The sequence below is a fragment of the Serratia sp. HRI genome (assembly GCF_010119335.3).
Classification (GTDB): Bacteria; Pseudomonadota; Gammaproteobacteria; order Enterobacterales; family Enterobacteriaceae; genus Serratia; species Serratia nevei.
Map to the genome: position 1 here is coordinate 962,739 of NZ_CP083690.1, position 18,351 is coordinate 981,089.

The following is an 18,351-nucleotide window of genomic DNA, read 5'->3' on the forward strand; positions in this document are numbered from 1 at the left end:
CGTCGTATGTGCGTCATAAGCACTGTCATATCTCAGATATTTTGACGGAAAACCATGCTCGTATTGAGCCAGCGTTGAGAATCAGGGCCGTATGATTATGGAGTATTTCCACAGCTGAGTCCAACGTAGTGAGGAGCACTGAGCGTTCCCCTCCATATCAAAACGCAGGGTGTACAATGCGGTCAAATCGAGCGACCTTACAACGACAGTTGCTTAGCCCAAGTCCTAAAGGCTTCCCCCTGACTTGGATGTCGCAAACCATAGGTCACAAAGGCACGAAGGTAACCCATTTTCTCGCCGCAATTGAATGAATCTCCCACCAGCTCCATCGCTTCCACCGTGTTGTGTTGCAACAGCTCGGCAATTGCGTCAGTCAGCTGAATTCGGCCCCAGGCGCCAGGTTCGGTTCTTTCCAAAATGGGCCAAATTTCGGCAGAAAGGACATAGCGTCCGACAGCAGAATAATTGGAGTTTAACTGAAGTTCACGGCTAGGTTTCTCGACGATTGATGTCATTCTGGCGCTTTCGCCCGGATGCAAAGTATCCACCTCGCACTCAACGACAGAATAATCGTAGAGAACATGTTCATCGGCCTTCTGAACCAGCACCTGGCTCGAACCATTCTGCTCAAAACGCGCAATCATATGCGCTAAATTATCTTTCTGGGGTGCAGCTTTGCCTTCGTCCAACAAAATGTCGGGCAATACAACCACAAAAGGCTCTTCACCAATCAATGGCTTAGCACATAACACCGCATGCCCTAACCCCTTAGGTTGCCCTTGACGAATATGCATCAGGGTCACCCCTTTTGGGATGATGGATTTTACTTCATCCAGTAATTGGCGCTTTACACGCGCCTCCAACATAGCTTCCAGTTCAAACGACGTGTCAAAGTGGTTTTCTATCGCATTTTTGGAGGAATGCGTAACCAAAATAATGTCTTTTATCCCAGCGGATACGCATTCATTAACGATATATTGAATCAGCGGCTTATCTACAATCGGCAACATCTCTTTAGGAATCGCCTTCGTCGCCGGCAACATATGCATACCTAATCCAGCAACAGGAATGACGGCCTTTAACTTAGTCATGATAATCCTCTTCAAAATTGTGATTGTATGCCCGTTGCATTATTTATCGTGCAAAACCTGCTTTAACCAGTGTGTGAATGCGGCACCTTCCTTTTGATGACGCAAACCATATTGGACGAACGCCTTCATATAACCCAGCTTATCCCCACAGTCATGCGACTTGCCACTCATATGGAAAGCTTCAACGGTATTATTCTCCATCAGCATGGCGATAGCATCAGTGAGCTGAATTTCATCACCGGCACCTGGTGGTGTTTTTTCCAGCAACGACCAAATATCTGCAGCCAATACATAGCGTCCGACGACAGCAAGGTTCGAAGGTGCGTCTTCACGCGCAGGCTTTTCCACCACGGCCGTCATAACCGTGCTCTCGCCCCCCTCCAGCACCACACCGCCGCAATCCACTACGCCATATTTGGATACATCTTCCTCAGGCACAGGCTCAACCATGATTTGACTGTGGCCAGTCTCATCGAAACGCTGCAGCATTTTGGCCAGGTTCTCTTTATGCAGATCCGCCGTAGCATCGTCCAATAAAACATCGGGTAGTAGCACCACAAACGGTTCATCACCTACCATCGGCCTAGCACATAACACCGCATGTCCCAATCCCTTAGCCTGCCCTTGTCGCACTTGCATCACGGTGACATCTGGAGGGCAAATACCTTTGACTTCTTCCAGTAGCTGACGCTTGACGCGCGATTCCAGTACCGCCTCAAGTTCGAATGACGTGTCAAAGTGGTTCTCAATCGCATTCTTCGAGGAGTGTGTAACCAGTACGATATCCTTAATCCCGGCAGCTACGCATTCATTTACGATGTATTGAATTAAGGGTTTATCGACAACCGGTAACATTTCTTTAGGAATTGCTTTAGTTGCTGGCAACATCCGCGTCCCCAGTCCAGCAACCGGAATTACAGCCTTAAGTCTCTTTTGCATGTTTTTTATCCACAATCACATTATTCTGTAAAATACGCTAATCCATTGCCCGCTGCTTAGCGGCCAATAGCAGACACGCTACCGCCCTTGGCTTCCAGCTACCAATGCGCTGCTTGCAGTGGTTGAAAGAGAGAAAACCAATTAACACACTGATTTATTTGTATTTTTTCACGCGCAATGGCTACCAGTGGCGTTTGGTTCGTCATACTATGTAAAGAGGTATTTTTATAACCAAAAGCAGACGATTTAGGCCGTTTATATGGCTAAGATTCTTATACTATTAATCTTTGGACACAAGCCTTAGATACCCTAGTTGTCTCGTTTTCAGAATAAGACTACTAGGACCGTCCAATTCATAATATAAAAACTGACGAATCAAATCATAACATCATGATATTTAATAAAATACTGCATTCTGGTTATTTTACAGCCAAATGACAAGTGCGCTATTTCTCCCAGCTCACTGCATAGCCATTTAATTTATTGATGCCCCCTATTTTTCCTTAGATCTTAACCCGATACTCATCTTCACTCACTATTACATCTTCGAATTAAAGTTGAATTTTGCCGCCTCAGCGCCCATCATTCCCGTGCGGCATAAGCCGTAGAACTTACAGGTGAAATTGGGCGTATGGAATGGATCGCTGATCCAACAATTTGGGCCGGCCTGGCCACATTGGTCGTGCTGGAAATCGTTCTGGGTATAGACAACCTTGTCTTCATCGCCATTCTGGCGGACAAACTACCAAAACAACAAAGAGATAAGGCTCGTGTCGTCGGTCTGTTGCTGGCGCTGGTCATGCGCCTGGCGCTGCTCGCCTCCATCTCGTGGCTGGCGACGCTGACCAAACCGATGTTCATCGTCGCAGAGCACCCCTTCAGCGGCCGCGATCTGATCATGCTGGTCGGCGGGATATTCCTGCTGTTCAAGGCCACCATGGAGCTGAACGAACGGCTGGAGGGCAAGGATGAAGAGCAGCACGGCGCACGCAAAGGCGCGCGTTTCTGGCCGGTGGTGGCGCAGATCGTGGTGCTGGACGCCGTTTTCTCGCTCGACTCGGTGATCACCGCAGTCGGCATGGTCGACCACCTGGCGGTGATGATGATCGCGGTGTGTATCGCCATCGGCCTGATGCTGCTGGCCAGCAAGCCGCTGACGCGCTTCGTCAACGCTCACCCGACTATCGTTATCCTGTGCCTGAGCTTCCTGTTAATGATCGGCTTCAGCCTGGTGGCGGAGGGCTTCGGCTATCATATTCCGAAAGGATACCTCTACGCGGCGATCGGTTTCTCGGTGATGATCGAGGCCTTGAACCAACTGGCCCAGTTCAACCGCCGGCGCTTCCTGTCGAAGGTGCGGCCACTGCGCGAGCGCACCGCCGAGGCGGTACTGCGCATGCTGAGTGGTAAACACGAAGAAGCGGAGGTCGACAGCCACTCCGCAAACCTGCTGGCAGACAGCGACAGCGAAAACGGCGAGATCTTCAATCAGCAAGAGCGGCGCATGATCGAACGCGTGCTGGGCATGGCGCAGCGCACGGTCAGCAGCATCATGACTTCGCGTCACGACGTCGAATACCTCGAGCTGAACGATCCGCAGGAGAAACTGACGCAATTGCTGGAGCGTAATCAGCACACGCGCATCGTGGTGGTGGAAAGCAGCGCCAGCGACGAACCGCTGGGCGTTATCCATACTATCGACGTCCTCAAACAGCAGTTGGCACAGGCGCCGCTGGATCTGCGCGCGTTGATACGCCAACCGCTGATCTTCCCGGAACAGCTCACGCTGTTAAGCGCCCTGGAGCAGTTCCGCCAGGCACAGACGCACTTTGCCTTTGTGGTCGACGAGTTCGGTTCCGTCGAAGGTATCGTCACCCTGACGGACGTGATGGAAACCATCGCCGGCAATCTGCCGGAGGCCGGCGAAGAGGTGGACGCACGCCATGATATTCAGCAAAACGAAGACGGCAGCTGGATTGCCAACGGCTATATGCCGCTGGAAGATCTGGTGCTGTACCTGCCGATGCCGCTGGAAGACAAGCGCGAATACCACACGCTGGCGGGGCTGCTGATGGAACACAGCCAGCGTGTGCCGCAAGAAGGCGAGCAAATCAAGATCGGTGACTATCTGTTCGAACCGCTGGAGGTCAACAGCCACCGCATCCTGAAAGTGAAGATCACCCCGCCTCCCCCACCGGAGGACTACGAGGTTTAGCATTGAGGCCGGGCATCGCCCGGCCTTTCTTTTACTGGGGAACCAGCAGCTCGGTCGCCACGATCACCACCACCAACCCGACAATTACCGGCACCGAAGTGCGTTTCACCACCTCGAACGGCGAGATTTTCGCCATGCCGGAAACCGCCACCACCACGCCGGAGACCGGCGACAGCGTGCGGCCGAGGTTAGACGCCTGCAGCATCGGGATCACCAGATAGGCCGGATTCACGCCCATCTGCGCCGCCAGTTTCGGGATCAGTTCAACAAACGCATAGAACGGCGCATTGCCGGAACCGGTGGTCATGGCCGCCAGCATGGTGATCACCACCAGCACCAACATCATGATCAAACCGCCGGTGCCGAACGACTGCGCCAGCCCGATCAAGCCGCTGATAAAGCCGACGGTGCTCAGCCCCTGCGCGAACACACCCGCGGCCACCAGCAGCATCACCACGCTGGCGAAAGCGTCCGCCATGCCGCGATAGGCCACTTCCAGGCCGCTGAATACCAGTTTGGCGCTGAAGCTGCGCACAAACTCGATCACGGCCGCCAACAGTATGCACCCGACCAGTACGGTAATGATATGCAGCTCCGGCCCCCATTTTCCGTCGAAAATCAGCACGCCGAGGATCGGCGTAAACGGCAAAATCGCATAAAACCCCGGCGCGTGGGTGTTGATTTCGCTGACGTCCATGATGTGATGCTGTTCATTGTTCTTTTTGTCGAGATAGCGCTGCCAGAAAAAGTGCGCCACGGCCATGCAGACGATGGCGGCAATCGAGATCGGCAGCGTGGTTTTGAACGCGAAGTCCACCAGCGGCATCTCCGCCGCCTTGGCCGCCAACACCACGTCGCCAGAGGTCGGCGCCAGAATAATAGCCGCCGGCGAAGCGCAAATGGCCGCCGCCGCCCCGCGGCTGATGCCAACGTTCACCATCAACGGGAACAGCGTCGCCATCAGCAATACGCCGAGGCCGGTGGCGGAAGAGACCGCCAATGACATCAGGCAAGCGACAAAATAGGCCGCCACCATCAGCAGATAAGGCGAGTTGATCATCTGCAACGGGCGCGAGGCCAGCTTGACGACCACGTCGTTGGCGCCGATATGCGTCATGTAAGCGGCGAAACCGCACAGCATCATGATCATCATGCCCAGATCGCCGCCGCGGCTCATCAACAGAATCTTGACGTATTCGATCATGTCGGTCGCGCGCCAGCCGGTAGACGCCGCGCCGGACGGCAACAGCGTTTTCCCCATCAGGGCGCTGATACCTAGCAGCAGTAACCCGCCCACCATCAGAACGCCGGTGGCGGAATACCCCTTGATGATGTAACGGCCCACGCCCGCCGCCACTACGGCGCCAATAAGAAGCTCTATCATGTTTCCTCAACTCGTCATGTTTTCGCGCTCAGGCGCATAGTCATAGCAGAACAGCCCCTTACTCTGCACAATCTGCGCGCGAGTCTTCATGACCTTCATCAAGGTAACGGAGAGAAATTATCGCGGGAAACATCGAGATTGACGCGGGCCACAATGCGGCCCGCGTCAGAGGAGATTACAGCTTGTCGAGCAGCTTCTTCAGATCCTGGCCTTCGCGCGAATCCTTGTTCTTTTCAGCCCATTTGTTCAACGCATCCTTGGCCCGATCCTGCAGCGTTTTACGCAGCACTTGATCGACCTGCAGTTGATAATTCAGCTGTTGCCAAGGCCCATAGACCCGCAGCGGGATCGGCGTTTTTTGCAGTTGCTCAATCAGCTCGCCGCGCCCTTGCCAACCGCCGGTGACGCGCACGTTGAGCGCCATGTCGCACTGTTTGCCCGGCATATCGATGCTGCCGGCGCCGGTCAGCGCCAGCAAAGGTGAATCCGCCGTCAGGCCGCTGAGTTTGACCGTGCCCTGATTCAGGCTGGCCTGCGCCGAGACACTTTTGACTTCGGTATAGCGCTGATAGCTGTCTTGCCCACGTACGCTGTTATCATTACGCGCCACCGCCTGCTGAATCAGCTGCTGAATATTCAGGCCGTGCAGCTGCGCATCCTGCATCGCCAGCTGCGCCGTACCGCGCCAGCGGCGCTCAAATGCCTGTAAAGAGAGGCGATCGCCGGTCAGATCCCCTTTCATGCTGAACTTGCCGGTGAGCATCTGCGGCATATCGAATGCCTTGAGCACCGTGCCGAGCTCAACCTGATTCAGCACCGGTTGCACGCTTATCACCGGTTTATTGCCGCGCGCGTCGAGCGTTCCCGGCAAGGAAAAATCTCCGCCGGCCAACTGCCCGGCAAGCTTGTGCAACGTCAGCAGGCCGCGTTGGTTGTCCGCCGTAACGGCCAACTGGGTAACGTTCATACCGCGATAGGTTACCTGTGCCGCCTGCAGGTTCAACTGTGCAGTGAAATCGCGCAGCGCCTCCAGGTTTTGCTGCCTATCGTCAACCTGGCTGGCGATCACCGGCGCGGAAGTCACGGCGGGCTGCTCGGCGGTCGTGGTGCTGGATTGCCAGCCGGAAAGCGCGTCGAGATCGAGGTTTGCCGAATTGAGGTTCACCACATAGCCGGGCACTGCCCCCAGCGTGGCGCTGATATTGCCGGTCAACTGACTGTTATTGGCGCTGACGTTCAGCTGGCTGACGGCAATCTGCGCCGGCGTCTGCTGATAGACCACCTGCGCATTACCCTCTCCCTGAATACCGCCGTTCAGAATATCCGCGCCCGCCAGTTGGTAATTGAACTGGGTCACTTTGGCGCCAATCTGACGTGGGAACTGCTGCAGATCGACATCGGCCGCCATGCTGAAGATCAGGTCACGCTGATCGCGGTTGACCCGGCTGGAAAGTTCCAGCTGCGCCCGGCGTTTTTCCGTTTGTTGCAGGGTGAGATTGATATCCCGGACATTGATTTGTTCGTTATCGGCACGCTGCCAAATCAGCAGGCTGTCCACCACCCGAAGGTTATCGATATCGAACTTCCAGGCCGCGTCTGCCGCGTCAGTAGCGCTACCGGCGGGTGCGATTGGGGCATCCACCTGCGAGTGCTCTTCGCTGTCGGGCGTGAGGCGGATAACCGCGTTTTTCAACATCACCTGCTTCACAAACAGCTGATGCGACAGCAGCGGCAACAGTTTGACATCGAGGCGCATGTTTTCCGCACTCACCACCGGCGCTTTGGCACCCGGTGCGGTTAGCGTCATGCGGCCGGCCAAAATGCTGAGCTGCGGCCAGATGTGCCACCGCAGATCGCCTTCGAGCGTCAGCTGGTAGCCGCTCTTCTGCTCGACCTTTTTGACCATGTAGCCGCGAAAATCATTCGGATTGACCAGCAGTACCAGCGCGGACATCCCCGCCACCACGACCACCAGTAAAATCGCCAATGTCGTCAGTAATCTTCTCATGCCACCCTCTTGTCAGCGCCACACCGACGGTGCATCCCGCGCCGTTAATCCTTGTCGATTCGACTGGCTACTGCGCCCTGCTGATCGCGATATTTTGCGTCCTGGCGGCTGTTGTATGGCCGGGCCGCCGGGCCGGACAACGGCTCAAAGCTCAAGGCCCCGATCAGCATCCCCGGCCGCAGCGCCAGCGGCAGCTTGCCGGAGTTGTAGAACTCCAGCACGATGCGCCCATGCCAGCCCGGATCGATACGGTGCGCGGTCACGTGCACCATCAGCCCCAGGCGCGCCAAAGAAGAACGGCCGTCGAGCCAACCCACCAGATCGTCCGGCAGCGTCACGGATTCGAACGTCACCGCCAGGGCCAGCTCGCCGGGATGGAGGAAGAACGCCTCGCCTTCCGGCAGGACAATCTCGTCGCTCATCACACGATCCAGCGCGGCACTAACTTCATCTTTCGGCCCGCTAAGATCGATAAAAGGCGCGGTATGGCCACTGAACACGCGAAACTGATTGCCCAAACGGACATCTACTGTGGCTCCGTTGATGCGTTCGAGCGGCGGGCGCGGGGAAATCACCAGTTTCTCGCTATCCAGCCAGGCTTCTATATCGCGGTCGCACAGTCTCATGTCTTTCTTCTCCATCAAAACGCGTCACTAAACAAAAATTGCCACACAACGGGCGAAAGGTCTACGCCGGGGTGCAAATAGTTGGCCGCCGGCCGGAAATGCACATTTCCGGCCATTAAGCGGCATTATTCAAAGAATTGGCTGATTTTGGCTTTCAGAATATCGATCGCGATGCGGTTCTTGCCACCGCGCGGGACGATGATATCGGCGTATTGTTTGGAAGGTTCGATAAACTGCAGGAACATCGGGCGCACGGTCTTCTGGTATTGCGCCATCACCGAATCCATCGAGCGGCCCCGCTCGTTGACGTCGCGCTTCATGCGGCGCATCAGGCAGATATCCAGCGGCGTGTCGACAAAGATCGAGAAGTTCATCTCCTGGCGCAGGCGGATATCCGTCAGCAGCAAGATCCCTTCCAGAATAATCACTTTTTTAGGTTCGAGATGGACGGTTTCTTTCTTGCGCGTGTGTTCGGTGTAGCTGTACAGCGGCAGTTCGATCGCCTTGCCGGCCTTCAGCATCTGCAGATGCTGGAACAGCAGGTTGTGATCCATGGCGCTCGGGTGGTCATAGTTGGTTTTGACCCGTTCTTCCATGGTCAGGTGAGTCTGGTCTTTATAGTAACTGTCTTCTGGAATAACGCCGATGTGCTCATCGCCGACCTGCTCGCGGAGTTCGCGGTACAACGTGCTGGCAATAAGGCTTTTTCCGGAGGCAGATGCGCCAGCTATACCAATAATGACGCACTGATGCGGATTGTCAGTCATAAAATTAAAGACCTGATTTCGTAATGTGAAGGGGGGAACTAAAACGCGACAATTATAGGGAGTCGTCGGGGTTTGCGCCAGCCTTTAACAATGCCTAAACGCCATCTTTTCCCGTTCTTTTTTAGTCGATACCGAATATCAAACATTGCTTTTCAGAACTTTTACTCTACTTATTTTTTACCGCTCGGAGTACTATCCCGCGCTTCCTGCTTAGAAGATCGTTTATCTATAAGGTCTTGAAGGCAACCTTGAATACATCACCGCGCGTTGTTCTCATGAAGGTTTTTCCGTAATGGATTGGTATTCCCTGACTTTTTTCGGCGACAGCATGTTACTGCTGCCTTCCGGAATCATTGTTTTCGCTATCCTGATGTTTGTCTGTCGGGATTGGAAGCAGACGGCCCAATGGGCGCTGCTGTTCGGTGGCGTAGGCGCCATCGTGTGCGCCTCCAAACTGGCTTTTATGGGTTGGGGAATCGGCATTCGTGAACTGGATTTCACCGGTTTTAGCGGGCACTCCGCACTTTCCGCCAGTATTTGGCCAGTGATGATGTGGCTACTGACCGGCCGCTTCTCCACTGCCGTGCGCAAAACGGCCGTGCTGAGCGGTTATGCCCTGGCGTTGTTGATAGGCTACTCTCGCCTGGCCATCCACGTACACTCCGTTTCGGAAGTCATCAGCGGCCTCGCATTGGGGGGGGCCGCCAGCAGCGCATTTTTATGGCTGCAGCGCAATATTGCACCGCCAGCCCTGTCATACCGAAAAATCGCTGCCGCCTTACTGCTTCCTCTGTTGTTGATCAACAACGGCACGATAGCCCCGACCCAGGGACTGCTGGAGTTTATCGCCGTCAGCATCGCGCCGATAGATAAACCTTTCACACGTGAAGATATGCACGCCAACGTACCCGTTGCTTATAACACCCTCAACTCACGCTCCGCCCAATAAAAAAATCCCGGGAGCCCGGGATTTTTCCATGTGCCTCTTGCCGATTACAGCGCGCGGAAAGCAATCTCCGTCGGGATCGCCTCGCCCTGCCAATACATCTGCGCGGCCACGCGGCCGGCGAGCTGACGATACATCTCGGCGAATTCGCTGTCCGGGCGGCTGATCACCGTCGGCGTACCGCGATCCAGGTCTTCGCGCAGCGAGATATGCAGCGGCATCTGCCCCAGCAGACGGCTGTGGTATTTCTGCACCAGCTTCTCGGCGCCGCCGGTGCCGAAGATCGGCTCATGGTGACCGCAGTTGCTGCAGATGTGCACGCTCATGTTCTCCACGATGCCCAGCACCGGCACATGCACTTTCTCGAACATCACGATGCCCTTGGCGGCATCCAGCAAGGCGATATCCTGTGGCGTGGTGACCACCAGCGCGCCGGTCACCGGAATGTTCTGCGACAGCGTCAGCTGGATGTCACCGGTGCCCGGCGGCATGTCCAGCACCAGGTAATCCAGATCCGGCCACAGCGTATCCTGCAGCAGCTGCATCAGCGCCTTGCTGGCCATCGGGCCACGCCACACCATGGCGTTATCGTCGGTCACCAGGTAACCGATGGAGTTGGTCGCCAGGCCGTGCGCCACGATCGGTGCCATATGCTGACCGTCCGGCGAGGTCGGCCGCTCATGTTCGGTACCCAGCATGTTGGGGATCGACGGGCCGTAAATGTCGGCGTCCAGAATACCGACTTTGGCCCCTTCGGCGGCCAGCGCCAGCGCCAGGTTGACGGCAGTGCTGGATTTCCCCACCCCGCCTTTGCCGGAGCTGACGGCGACGATGTTGCGCACGCCTTTGATGCCGGCCTGGCCGTTGGCGCGTTTCAGCGTTGTGATGTCGTGTTTCAGCTTCCAGTCGATGGCGGAAGCGCCGGTCACGCGCAACAGCTCGGGGCCGACGCTCGCCTGCAGCGCCTCAAAACCGCTCTGCCAAGCAAACGGCATCGTCAGTTCGATATGCAGCACATCGTCCAGCAACGCGCAGTGATGAATAGCCTTCAATGCGGTCAGATTGTTTTTCAACGTCGGGTGTTCAAAGGCGGCCAGTACACCGGTCACCAGGGCGCGCAGAACTTCGGGGTTGGTCTGCTCAGGGGATTTTGCGTTCATCCCGGCTCCTTGATTTTGAATGGGTAGCTTCCGGCTAAGCATATCAGAACTGCCCGTCGGCTGGCGCGTATAACCTGTAAGAAACCGCCCTAGCAGCGAAGGGCGCGATCGGTTAACATCGAAGGCCCTTTTATTCATTACAGAAAGCAAGTTCTCACTATGGCTCAAGTCGCGAAAAAATTATTGGTGACGTGCGCGCTACCGTACGCAAATGGTTCCATCCATCTCGGCCACATGCTCGAGCACATCCAGGCGGATATCTGGGTGCGTTACCAACGAATGCGCGGCCACGAAGTGCATTTCATCTGCGCGGACGACGCGCACGGCACGCCGATCATGCTGAAAGCGCAGCAACTGGGCGTGAAACCGGAAGAAATGATCGCGGAGATGAGCCAGGAGCACCAACAGGATTTCGCCGGCTTTGGCATCAGCTATGACAACTACCATTCGACCCATAGCGATGAAAACCGTGAGCTGTCCACCCTGATTTACAGCCGCCTGAAAGAAAACGGTTTTATCAAGAACCGCACCATTTCTCAGCTGTACGATCCGGAGAAAGGCATGTTCCTGCCGGATCGTTTCGTGAAGGGCACCTGCCCGAAATGCAAATCGCCGGATCAATACGGCGATAACTGCGAAGTGTGCGGCGCCACCTACAGCCCGACGGAACTGATCGATCCGAAGTCCGTGGTTTCCGGCGCGACGCCGGTGATGCGCGACTCCGAGCACTTCTTCTTCGACCTGCCGGCCTTCAGCGAAATGCTGCAGGCGTGGACGCGCTCCGGCGCGCTGCAAGAGCAAGTGGCGAACAAGATGCAGGAGTGGTTCGAATCCGGCCTGCAGCAGTGGGACATCTCCCGCGATGCGCCTTACTTCGGCTTCGAGATCCCGGATGCGCCGGGCAAATACTTCTACGTCTGGCTGGACGCGCCGATCGGCTACATGGGCTCCTTCAAGAACCTGTGCGACAAGCGCGGCGATCTGGACTTCGACGAGTTCTGGCGTAAAGACTCCACCACCGAGCTGTATCACTTTATCGGCAAGGACATCGTCTACTTCCACAGCCTGTTCTGGCCGGCGATGCTGGAAGGTAGCAACTTCCGCAAACCGACCAACCTGTTCGTGCACGGCTACGTGACGGTGAACGGCGCCAAAATGTCCAAGTCGCGCGGCACCTTCATCAAGGCCGGCACCTACCTGCAGCATCTGGACGCCGACTGCCTGCGCTATTACTACGCCGCCAAGCTCTCTTCACGCATTGATGACATCGATCTCAATCTGGAAGACTTCGTGCAGCGCGTAAACGCCGATATCGTCAACAAGGTGGTGAACCTGGCGTCGCGCAACGCCGGCTTTATCAACAAGCGCTTCGGCGGCAAGCTGGCCGACAGCCTGGCCGATCCGGCACTGTACCAGACCTTCGTCGACGCGGCGCAGAGCATCGCCGAAGCTTACGCCGGCCGCGAGTTCAGCCGCGCGATCCGCGAAATCATGGCGCTGGCCGATCTGGCCAACCGTTACGTGGATGAGCAGGCACCTTGGGTGGTGGCGAAGGAAGAAGGCCGCGACGCCGATCTGCAGGCCATCTGCTCGATGGGCATCAACCTGTTCCGCGTGCTGATGACTTACCTGAAGCCGGTGCTGCCTTCGCTGACCGAACGCGCCGAAGCGTTCCTCAACGCCGAGCTGAGCTGGGACGCAATCCCGCAGCCGCTGCTGGGCCACCAGGTGAACGCATTCAAAGCGCTGTTCAACCGCATCGATCTGGACAAGGTCAGCGAAATGGTCAACGCCTCGAAAGAAGACATGGCCGCCGCCAAGCCGGTGACCGGTCCATTGGCCGATGATCCTATTCAGGAAACCATCACCTTCGACGACTTCGCCAAGGTGGACATGCGCATCGCCCTGATCAAGAGCGCCGACTTTGTCGAAGGCTCCGACAAACTGCTGAAGCTGCAGTTGGATCTGGGTGGCGAATCGCGCCAGATCTTCTCCGGCATTCGCTCCGCCTACCCGGATCCGAAAGCGCTGGAAGGCCGCCTGACCATCATGGTCGCCAACCTGGCGCCGCGCAAAATGCGCTTCGGCGTTTCGGAAGGCATGGTGATGGCGGCAGGCCCCGGCGGGAAAGAGATCTTCCTGCTGAGCCCGGACAGCGGCGCGCAGCCTGGCATGCAGGTCAAGTAACCGCGCCGGCGCGTTACATCAAGGGTCGAGCTTGCTCGGCCCTTTTTAATGCCTCAAACCCAACGTTATAAACAGTAAGAAAAAGTCATAACCGCTCTGATTCCCTCGCCCGCCGCATCTCGCTATGATGCTTCGCAACAACAAATAGACGTCCAGACAGAAAGACTGCTATAACAGACCTTCACCGGGACCGTTTACCCGCTTTTTTGGAGCCTATAATAATGAAAATTCTCAAGACTTCGCTGCTCGCCCTCAGCCTGCTGGCCGCCCTGCCGCTGCAGGCGGCGGAAAACGCCGCCGTGCCGGCCGCCATCGCTCAGCATCAGGGGCCGGTGCGCATCGCGGTGATCCGCAACCTCGGATCCGACGACAACACCACGCAATTTTTGGCGGGCGCTATTCAGGAAGGACGCAAGCTGGGCTTCAAGGTGGACACCTTCCTCAGCAACGGCGACGACGCACGCTTCCAGGACTTCGTCAACCAGGCTATCAGCCAGAAATATGACGGCATCATTCTCTCGCAGGGGCGAGCCCCCTATTCCACCGAGTTGGTCAAACGCATCGCGGCGGCCGGCATCGCCGTCGCGGCTTTCGATACCGACGTCAACGGCAGCGTTCCCGGCGTCACCGTCTCGCAGCAGGACGACGCTTCGCTGGCCAACGCCTCCTTCGGCCAGCTGGTGAAGGATTTCAACGGCCAGGCCAACATCATCAAACTCTGGGTAGCCGGCTTCCCGCCGATGGAACGCCGCCAGGCCGCCTATCAGCAGCTGCTGAAACAGCATCCGGGCATTCACGAGCTGGAATCGATCGGCGCGGTCTCCTCCGACGTACAGGGCGATACCGCCAATAAAGTGGGCGCGGTGCTGGCGAAATACCCGAAAGGCAAGATCGACGCCATCTGGGGCACCTGGGACGCCTTCACCCAGGGCGCTTACAAAGCATTGAAAGAGAACGGCCGCACCGAGATCAAGCTGTACAGCATCGATATCTCCAACCAGGACTTGCAACTGATGCGCGAAGCCGGCAGCCCGTGGCAGGTCAGCGTAGCGGTGGATCCGAAACTTATCGGCGCAGTCAACCTGCGCCTGGTGGCCAACAAGATCGCCGGGGAAAGCACGCCGGACAGCTATCAGTTCAAAGCGACGGTCATTCCGCAGGCACTGTTGCTGGCGCAGCCGGGGCCGGTCAACGTCGCCGGGCTGGCGAAGATCATCCCCGGCTGGGGCAGCAGCAGCGACTTCGTGCAGCCGTGGTTCGCCACGCTGCAGGCCGAACACGGTAAATAATGCTGTTTTTGACGAGGCTGCCGACGCAGCCTCTGTTTTTAAACTAATTTTCGGCTTTCCCCTTCCGTCCTCGCCAAAATACGCTATGTTATCTGCATTGCCCAATAACTGTATGCATACACAGGCCTCGAATGAAGGGATTCCCCTCGCTGATTAACATGCTGCTGGCCAGTTCGCTGGTGTTGACCATCGGCCGCGGCGTGACGCTGCCGTTCATTACCATCTACCTCACCGAGCATTTCCATCTGCTGCCGAAGAGCGTGGGCGTGATCCTGGGCGTCAGCCTGACCCTCGGCATCCTTGCCAGCCTGTACGGCGGCTATCTGGTGGACAAATTCAGCAAGAACCGCCTGATCCTGCTGTCGATTTTATTGTTTGCGCTGAGCTTCTTCGCCCTTCCCTGGATCCCTCGCCCCGGCGGCGTGATCGTGGTGCTGGCGATCCTGCATACCTGTTATTCGGTGCTGAGCATCACCATTAAGGCCTGCTTCGCCGACTGGCTGCCGGTCGAGCAGCGCATCAAGGCTTTTTCAATCAACTACACGCTGGTCAACGTCGGCTGGGCGATCGGTTCTGCGCTCGGCGTTCTGGTGGCCGGGCTTAGCCCGCTGCTGCCGTTTTACCTGTCGGGCGGGTTGGCGCTGGCGACGATGGCGACGCTAAGCCTGCGCTTGCGCGGTCGGGAACAGCGTGCAACGCCAGCCGCCGCCCCCGCGGCGCTCCCCAACTTCCGCCAGACGGTGACTATCCTGCGCAGCGATCGGCGGCTGATCTACTTCACTCTCGGCAGTACCCTGGGTGCCGTCGTGTTCGGTCAGTTCACCGGCTATCTGTCGCAGTACCTGATCACCGTCTCCAGCGCCGAGTTCGCCTACAGAATCATCGGGCTGGTGATGATCGTCAACGCCAGCATCGTCATCGCCCTGCAATACCTGCTCAGCCGCGGCATGCGTCAGGAAAACATGCTGCGCTGGCTGGCGCTGGGCACGCTGTTTTTCATCGTCGGGCTGCTCGGCTTTATGATGGCCGGCCAGATGGTCTGGCTGTGGCTGGCGGCGATGGCGGTGTTCACCCTCGGCGAAATCATCGTTATCCCGGTGGAATACATGTTCATCGACTTTATCGCGCCGCCGCACCTGAAAGGCAGCTACTATGGGGTACAGAACCTCAGCGCGCTGGGCGGCGCCATCAACCCGGTGCTGTGCGGGGTGCTGCTCAGCTATGCCACGCCGCCGTTGATGTTCGTGATGCTGATCGTCGCCGCGCTGCTCAGCCTGCTGTTTTTCTTCCTTGGCCACCGGCTGGCGGAACACGCGGCGGCAACCGCCGAAGACGCGCGCTGATCCCGCCAGCAGCGGTCATTGTGGGCTGTCAACCCGCCGATCGGGCATGGCATCCATAGCGAGAATTCATGGTGCGTTCTGTGGCATGGCTCACAGTTTAATTGTATGATGAATACGTCAGTTAAACGGGAAAAGACAATGGCCAACGTGCTCACACTGTGCTGGAAATACCTGAGAGCCCTGCTCCTCATCTACCTTTGTCTGTTCGTCGGCAATGCGCTGGCGGCGCTGCTGCCGTTCGCCATTCCCGGCAGCATCCTCGGCATGCTGCTGCTGTTCGCCCTGCTCTCTACCCAGATCCTGCCGGCCAAATGGGTTAAACCCGGCTGCCATTTGCTGATCCGCTACATGGTGCTGCTGTTCGTGCCGATCGGCGTCGGGGTGATGAAATACTATGACCAGATCGTCGCGCATCTGGGCCCGCTGGTTATCTCTTGCCTCATCAGCACGCTGATGGTGCTGGTGGTGGTCGGCTATACCTCACACTATTTTCACCGCGAGCGCCGCATCGCCGGTAAACCCGACGACACGGAGGGCAACCCATGATCCATGAAATCTGGTGGTCGCTGCCGCTGACGCTGGCGGTCTATTTCGCCGCGCGCTGGCTGGCGCGCAAGCTGAACATGCCGCTGCTCAACCCGCTGCTGGTTTCCATGGCGGTGATCATCCCGCTGCTGCTGCTCACCGGCATCCCCTATGAGCGCTACTTTCAGGGCAGCAAAATCCTCAACGATCTGCTGCAGCCGGCGGTTGTCGCGCTGGCCTTCCCGCTGTATGAACAACTGCACCAGATCCGCGCGCGCTGGAAGTCGATTATCGCGGTGTGCTTCATCGGCAGCCTGACCGCCATGATCAGCGGCGGCGCCATCGCCCTGTGGCTGGGCGCCACGCCGGAAATCGCCGCCTCTATCCTGCCGAAATCGGTCACTACGCCGATCGCCATGGCCGTCGCGGACTCGCTCGGCGGCATTCCGGCGATCAGCGCGGTCTGCGTCATTTTCGTCGGTATCCTCGGCGCCGTGTTCGGCCATACGCTGTTCAACCTGTTGAAAATCACCACCCACTCGGCGCGCGGTCTGGCGATGGGTACCGCATCCCACGCGCTGGGCACCGCACGCTGCGCGGAGATGGACTACCAGGAAGGCGCTTTCGGCTCGCTGGCGCTGGTAATCTGCGGCATCATCACCTCGCTGCTGGCACCATTCCTGTTCCCGGTGCTGCTGCACCTGTTCGGTTGAACAGGATGAAACTTGCGATACATCTCGCATTTATGTATCTCATTGCATTAATTTCATCAATTAAGAGACATTAATCACACTTTAATGTCTCTGGCCTGCCTAGAATGTTATCCCGTTAACCTGTAGAGAGACTTTCTATGCATCCGCGTTTTCACACCGCGTTCAGCGCACTGCCTGCGACACTGCAATCCGCCCTGCGGCCCTATCTGGACGTGCCTGACTTTCCGGCGATGTTCACGGCCGAGCAAGCGGCGGCGATCCGCACAGGCTGCGGGTTGGACGATGACGCGCTGGCATTCGCGCTGCTGCCGTTGGCGGCGGCCTGCTCGTTAACCCCGATATCGCACTTCCACGTCGGCGCCATCGCGCGCGGGCAAAGTGGCAACCTCTATTTCGGCGCCAATATGGAATTCAGCGGCGCACCGCTGCAGCAAACCGTGCATGCGGAACAGTGCGCGGTTACCCATGCCTGGCTGCGCGGCGAGCCGGCGCTGGCCTCGGTCACCGTCAACTACACGCCGTGCGGCCACTGCCGTCAGTTTATGAATGAACTGAACAGCGGCGGCGAACTGCAGATCCGTCTGCCGGGCCGCGCGCCGGCCACGCTGGCGGACTATCTGCCGGACGCCTTCGGCCCGAAAGATCTGGATATCGCTTCGCTGCTGATGGACAAGGTCGATCACGGCCATCGGCTGGCGCTGGACGATGCGCTGACGCAGGCGGCGCTGGCGGCGGCCAATCAGAGCCACGCACCGTACAGCAACGCCCACAGCGGCGTGGCGCTGGAAACGCAGGACGGTAACCTCTACGCCGGCCGCTATGCAGAAAACGCCGCCTTCAACCCAAGCCTGCCGCCGCTGCAGGCCGCGCTGATCCTGCTGAACCTCTCCGGCGGCGATTGCCTGAACATCCGCCGCGCCGTGCTGGTCGAACCGCAAGAGGCGATCCTCAGCCAGTGGGACGCCACCCGCGCCACGCTGGCGGCACTGGGCTGCCAAAACGTCAGCCGCGCCGCGTTCTAAGCGCACCACGGCGGAGCCATCCGGTTCCGCCGCTAACAGCCCCGCCCGCCAAATACAATGCCCCAACGCCACCAGAGAGACTTTCTTTAGTTAAAAAATCATTTGATTGTCGATAATTACGCCAACCTGGTTCATC

The 18,351-nt window shown here is 57.5% G+C and carries 15 protein-coding genes; 8 read left to right on the forward strand and 7 right to left on the reverse strand.

Translation table 11 applies throughout. The features are described 5' to 3' along the window. Positions 1–197: 197 nt before the first annotated feature. Positions 198–1,091, reverse strand: coding sequence for a sugar phosphate nucleotidyltransferase (locus tag GF111_RS04675; RefSeq protein WP_055312448.1), 894 nt, complete (start codon positions 1,089–1,091; stop codon positions 198–200). A 39-nt stretch (positions 1,092–1,130) separates the two neighbouring features. After that, the gene (gene galU, locus GF111_RS04680; protein ID WP_038881014.1) at positions 1,131–2,030 is read right to left on the reverse strand and encodes a UTP--glucose-1-phosphate uridylyltransferase GalU; all 900 of its coding nucleotides are present in this window, start codon (positions 2,028–2,030) and stop codon (positions 1,131–1,133) included. Between the two features lie 631 nt (positions 2,031–2,661). Between galU and GF111_RS04685 the strand changes: the two genes are divergently transcribed. Next, a complete protein-coding gene (locus GF111_RS04685) occupies positions 2,662–4,245 on the forward strand; it encodes a TerC family protein (RefSeq protein ID WP_038881010.1) in 1,584 nt (527 codons plus the stop codon). Between the two features lie 31 nt (positions 4,246–4,276). On the opposite strand, the gene dcuC is transcribed toward GF111_RS04685, so the two are convergent. From dcuC to udk, 4 genes are all read right to left on the reverse strand, one after another. Further along, on the reverse strand, positions 4,277–5,629 hold the full coding sequence (dcuC, locus tag GF111_RS04690; protein WP_038881007.1) for an anaerobic C4-dicarboxylate transporter DcuC: 1,353 nt from the start codon (positions 5,627–5,629) through the stop codon (positions 4,277–4,279). 175 nt (positions 5,630–5,804) lie between these two features. Next, positions 5,805–7,637 (reverse strand): outer membrane assembly protein AsmA, encoded by a 1,833-nt coding sequence (asmA, locus tag GF111_RS04695; protein WP_047728121.1) that lies wholly within the window; start codon positions 7,635–7,637, stop codon positions 5,805–5,807. Between the two features lie 44 nt (positions 7,638–7,681). After that, the gene (dcd, locus tag GF111_RS04700) at positions 7,682–8,263 is read right to left on the reverse strand and encodes a dCTP deaminase (RefSeq protein WP_019454407.1); all 582 of its coding nucleotides are present in this window, start codon (positions 8,261–8,263) and stop codon (positions 7,682–7,684) included. Positions 8,264–8,388: 125 nt separating this feature from the next. Further along, the gene (gene udk / locus GF111_RS04705) at positions 8,389–9,030 is read right to left on the reverse strand and encodes a uridine kinase (RefSeq protein ID WP_004938922.1); all 642 of its coding nucleotides are present in this window, start codon (positions 9,028–9,030) and stop codon (positions 8,389–8,391) included. 292 nt (positions 9,031–9,322) lie between these two features. Between udk and GF111_RS04710 the strand changes: the two genes are divergently transcribed. Beyond that, the gene (locus GF111_RS04710) at positions 9,323–9,979 is read left to right on the forward strand and encodes a phosphatase PAP2 family protein (protein WP_038881001.1); all 657 of its coding nucleotides are present in this window, start codon (positions 9,323–9,325) and stop codon (positions 9,977–9,979) included. Between the two features lie 44 nt (positions 9,980–10,023). Here the strand turns inward: GF111_RS04710 and apbC are convergent, their stop codons facing one another. Continuing rightward, positions 10,024–11,136, reverse strand: coding sequence for an iron-sulfur cluster carrier protein ApbC (gene apbC / locus GF111_RS04715; RefSeq protein ID WP_038880999.1), 1,113 nt, complete (start codon positions 11,134–11,136; stop codon positions 10,024–10,026). A 159-nt stretch (positions 11,137–11,295) separates the two neighbouring features. On the opposite strand from apbC, the gene metG reads away from it, so the two are divergent. The 6 genes from metG (at position 11,296) to cdd (ending at position 18,215) form a co-directional block, all read left to right on the forward strand. After that, positions 11,296–13,323, forward strand: a complete 2,028-nt coding sequence (gene metG, locus GF111_RS04720) for a methionine--tRNA ligase (protein ID WP_033637732.1) — start codon at positions 11,296–11,298, stop codon at positions 13,321–13,323. 221 nt (positions 13,324–13,544) lie between these two features. Then, positions 13,545–14,612, forward strand: coding sequence for a sugar ABC transporter substrate-binding protein (locus tag GF111_RS04725; RefSeq protein ID WP_048233149.1), 1,068 nt, complete (start codon positions 13,545–13,547; stop codon positions 14,610–14,612). 131 nt (positions 14,613–14,743) lie between these two features. Continuing rightward, positions 14,744–15,955: an MFS transporter gene (locus GF111_RS04730; protein WP_147191250.1), complete on the forward strand. Its 1,212-nt coding sequence runs from the start codon at positions 14,744–14,746 to the stop codon at positions 15,953–15,955. 138 nt (positions 15,956–16,093) lie between these two features. Next, the gene (locus tag GF111_RS04735) at positions 16,094–16,501 is read left to right on the forward strand and encodes a CidA/LrgA family protein (protein ID WP_038880991.1); all 408 of its coding nucleotides are present in this window, start codon (positions 16,094–16,096) and stop codon (positions 16,499–16,501) included. Then, positions 16,498–17,193 (forward strand): CidB/LrgB family autolysis modulator, encoded by a 696-nt coding sequence (locus GF111_RS04740; protein WP_019454415.1) that lies wholly within the window; start codon positions 16,498–16,500, stop codon positions 17,191–17,193. The genes GF111_RS04735 and GF111_RS04740 overlap by 4 nt, the downstream gene beginning before the upstream one ends. A gap of 137 nt (positions 17,194–17,330) precedes the next feature. Continuing rightward, complete coding sequence (gene cdd / locus GF111_RS04745) at positions 17,331–18,215, forward strand: cytidine deaminase (RefSeq protein ID WP_038880984.1); 885 nt, start codon at positions 17,331–17,333, stop codon at positions 18,213–18,215. The last annotated feature ends 136 nt before the right edge of the window (positions 18,216–18,351 follow it).

Coding starts and splice junctions, on each gene's coding strand:
- GF111_RS04675 (WP_055312448.1), bottom strand. CDS start 1,091: ATGACTAAGTTAAAGGCCGTCATTCCTGTTGCTGGATTAGGTATGCAT.
- galU (WP_038881014.1), bottom strand. CDS start 2,030: ATGCAAAAGAGACTTAAGGCTGTAATTCCGGTTGCTGGACTGGGGACG.
- GF111_RS04685 (WP_038881010.1), top strand. CDS start 2,662: ATGGAATGGATCGCTGATCCAACAATTTGGGCCGGCCTGGCCACATTG.
- dcuC (WP_038881007.1), bottom strand. CDS start 5,629: ATGATAGAGCTTCTTATTGGCGCCGTAGTGGCGGCGGGCGTGGGCCGT.
- asmA (WP_047728121.1), bottom strand. CDS start 7,637: ATGAGAAGATTACTGACGACATTGGCGATTTTACTGGTGGTCGTGGTG.
- dcd (WP_019454407.1), bottom strand. CDS start 8,263: ATGAGACTGTGCGACCGCGATATAGAAGCCTGGCTGGATAGCGAGAAA.
- udk (WP_004938922.1), bottom strand. CDS start 9,030: ATGACTGACAATCCGCATCAGTGCGTCATTATTGGTATAGCTGGCGCA.
- GF111_RS04710 (WP_038881001.1), top strand. CDS start 9,323: ATGGATTGGTATTCCCTGACTTTTTTCGGCGACAGCATGTTACTGCTG.
- apbC (WP_038880999.1), bottom strand. CDS start 11,136: ATGAACGCAAAATCCCCTGAGCAGACCAACCCCGAAGTTCTGCGCGCC.
- metG (WP_033637732.1), top strand. CDS start 11,296: ATGGCTCAAGTCGCGAAAAAATTATTGGTGACGTGCGCGCTACCGTAC.
- GF111_RS04725 (WP_048233149.1), top strand. CDS start 13,545: ATGAAAATTCTCAAGACTTCGCTGCTCGCCCTCAGCCTGCTGGCCGCC.
- GF111_RS04730 (WP_147191250.1), top strand. CDS start 14,744: ATGAAGGGATTCCCCTCGCTGATTAACATGCTGCTGGCCAGTTCGCTG.
- GF111_RS04735 (WP_038880991.1), top strand. CDS start 16,094: ATGGCCAACGTGCTCACACTGTGCTGGAAATACCTGAGAGCCCTGCTC.
- GF111_RS04740 (WP_019454415.1), top strand. CDS start 16,498: ATGATCCATGAAATCTGGTGGTCGCTGCCGCTGACGCTGGCGGTCTAT.
- cdd (WP_038880984.1), top strand. CDS start 17,331: ATGCATCCGCGTTTTCACACCGCGTTCAGCGCACTGCCTGCGACACTG.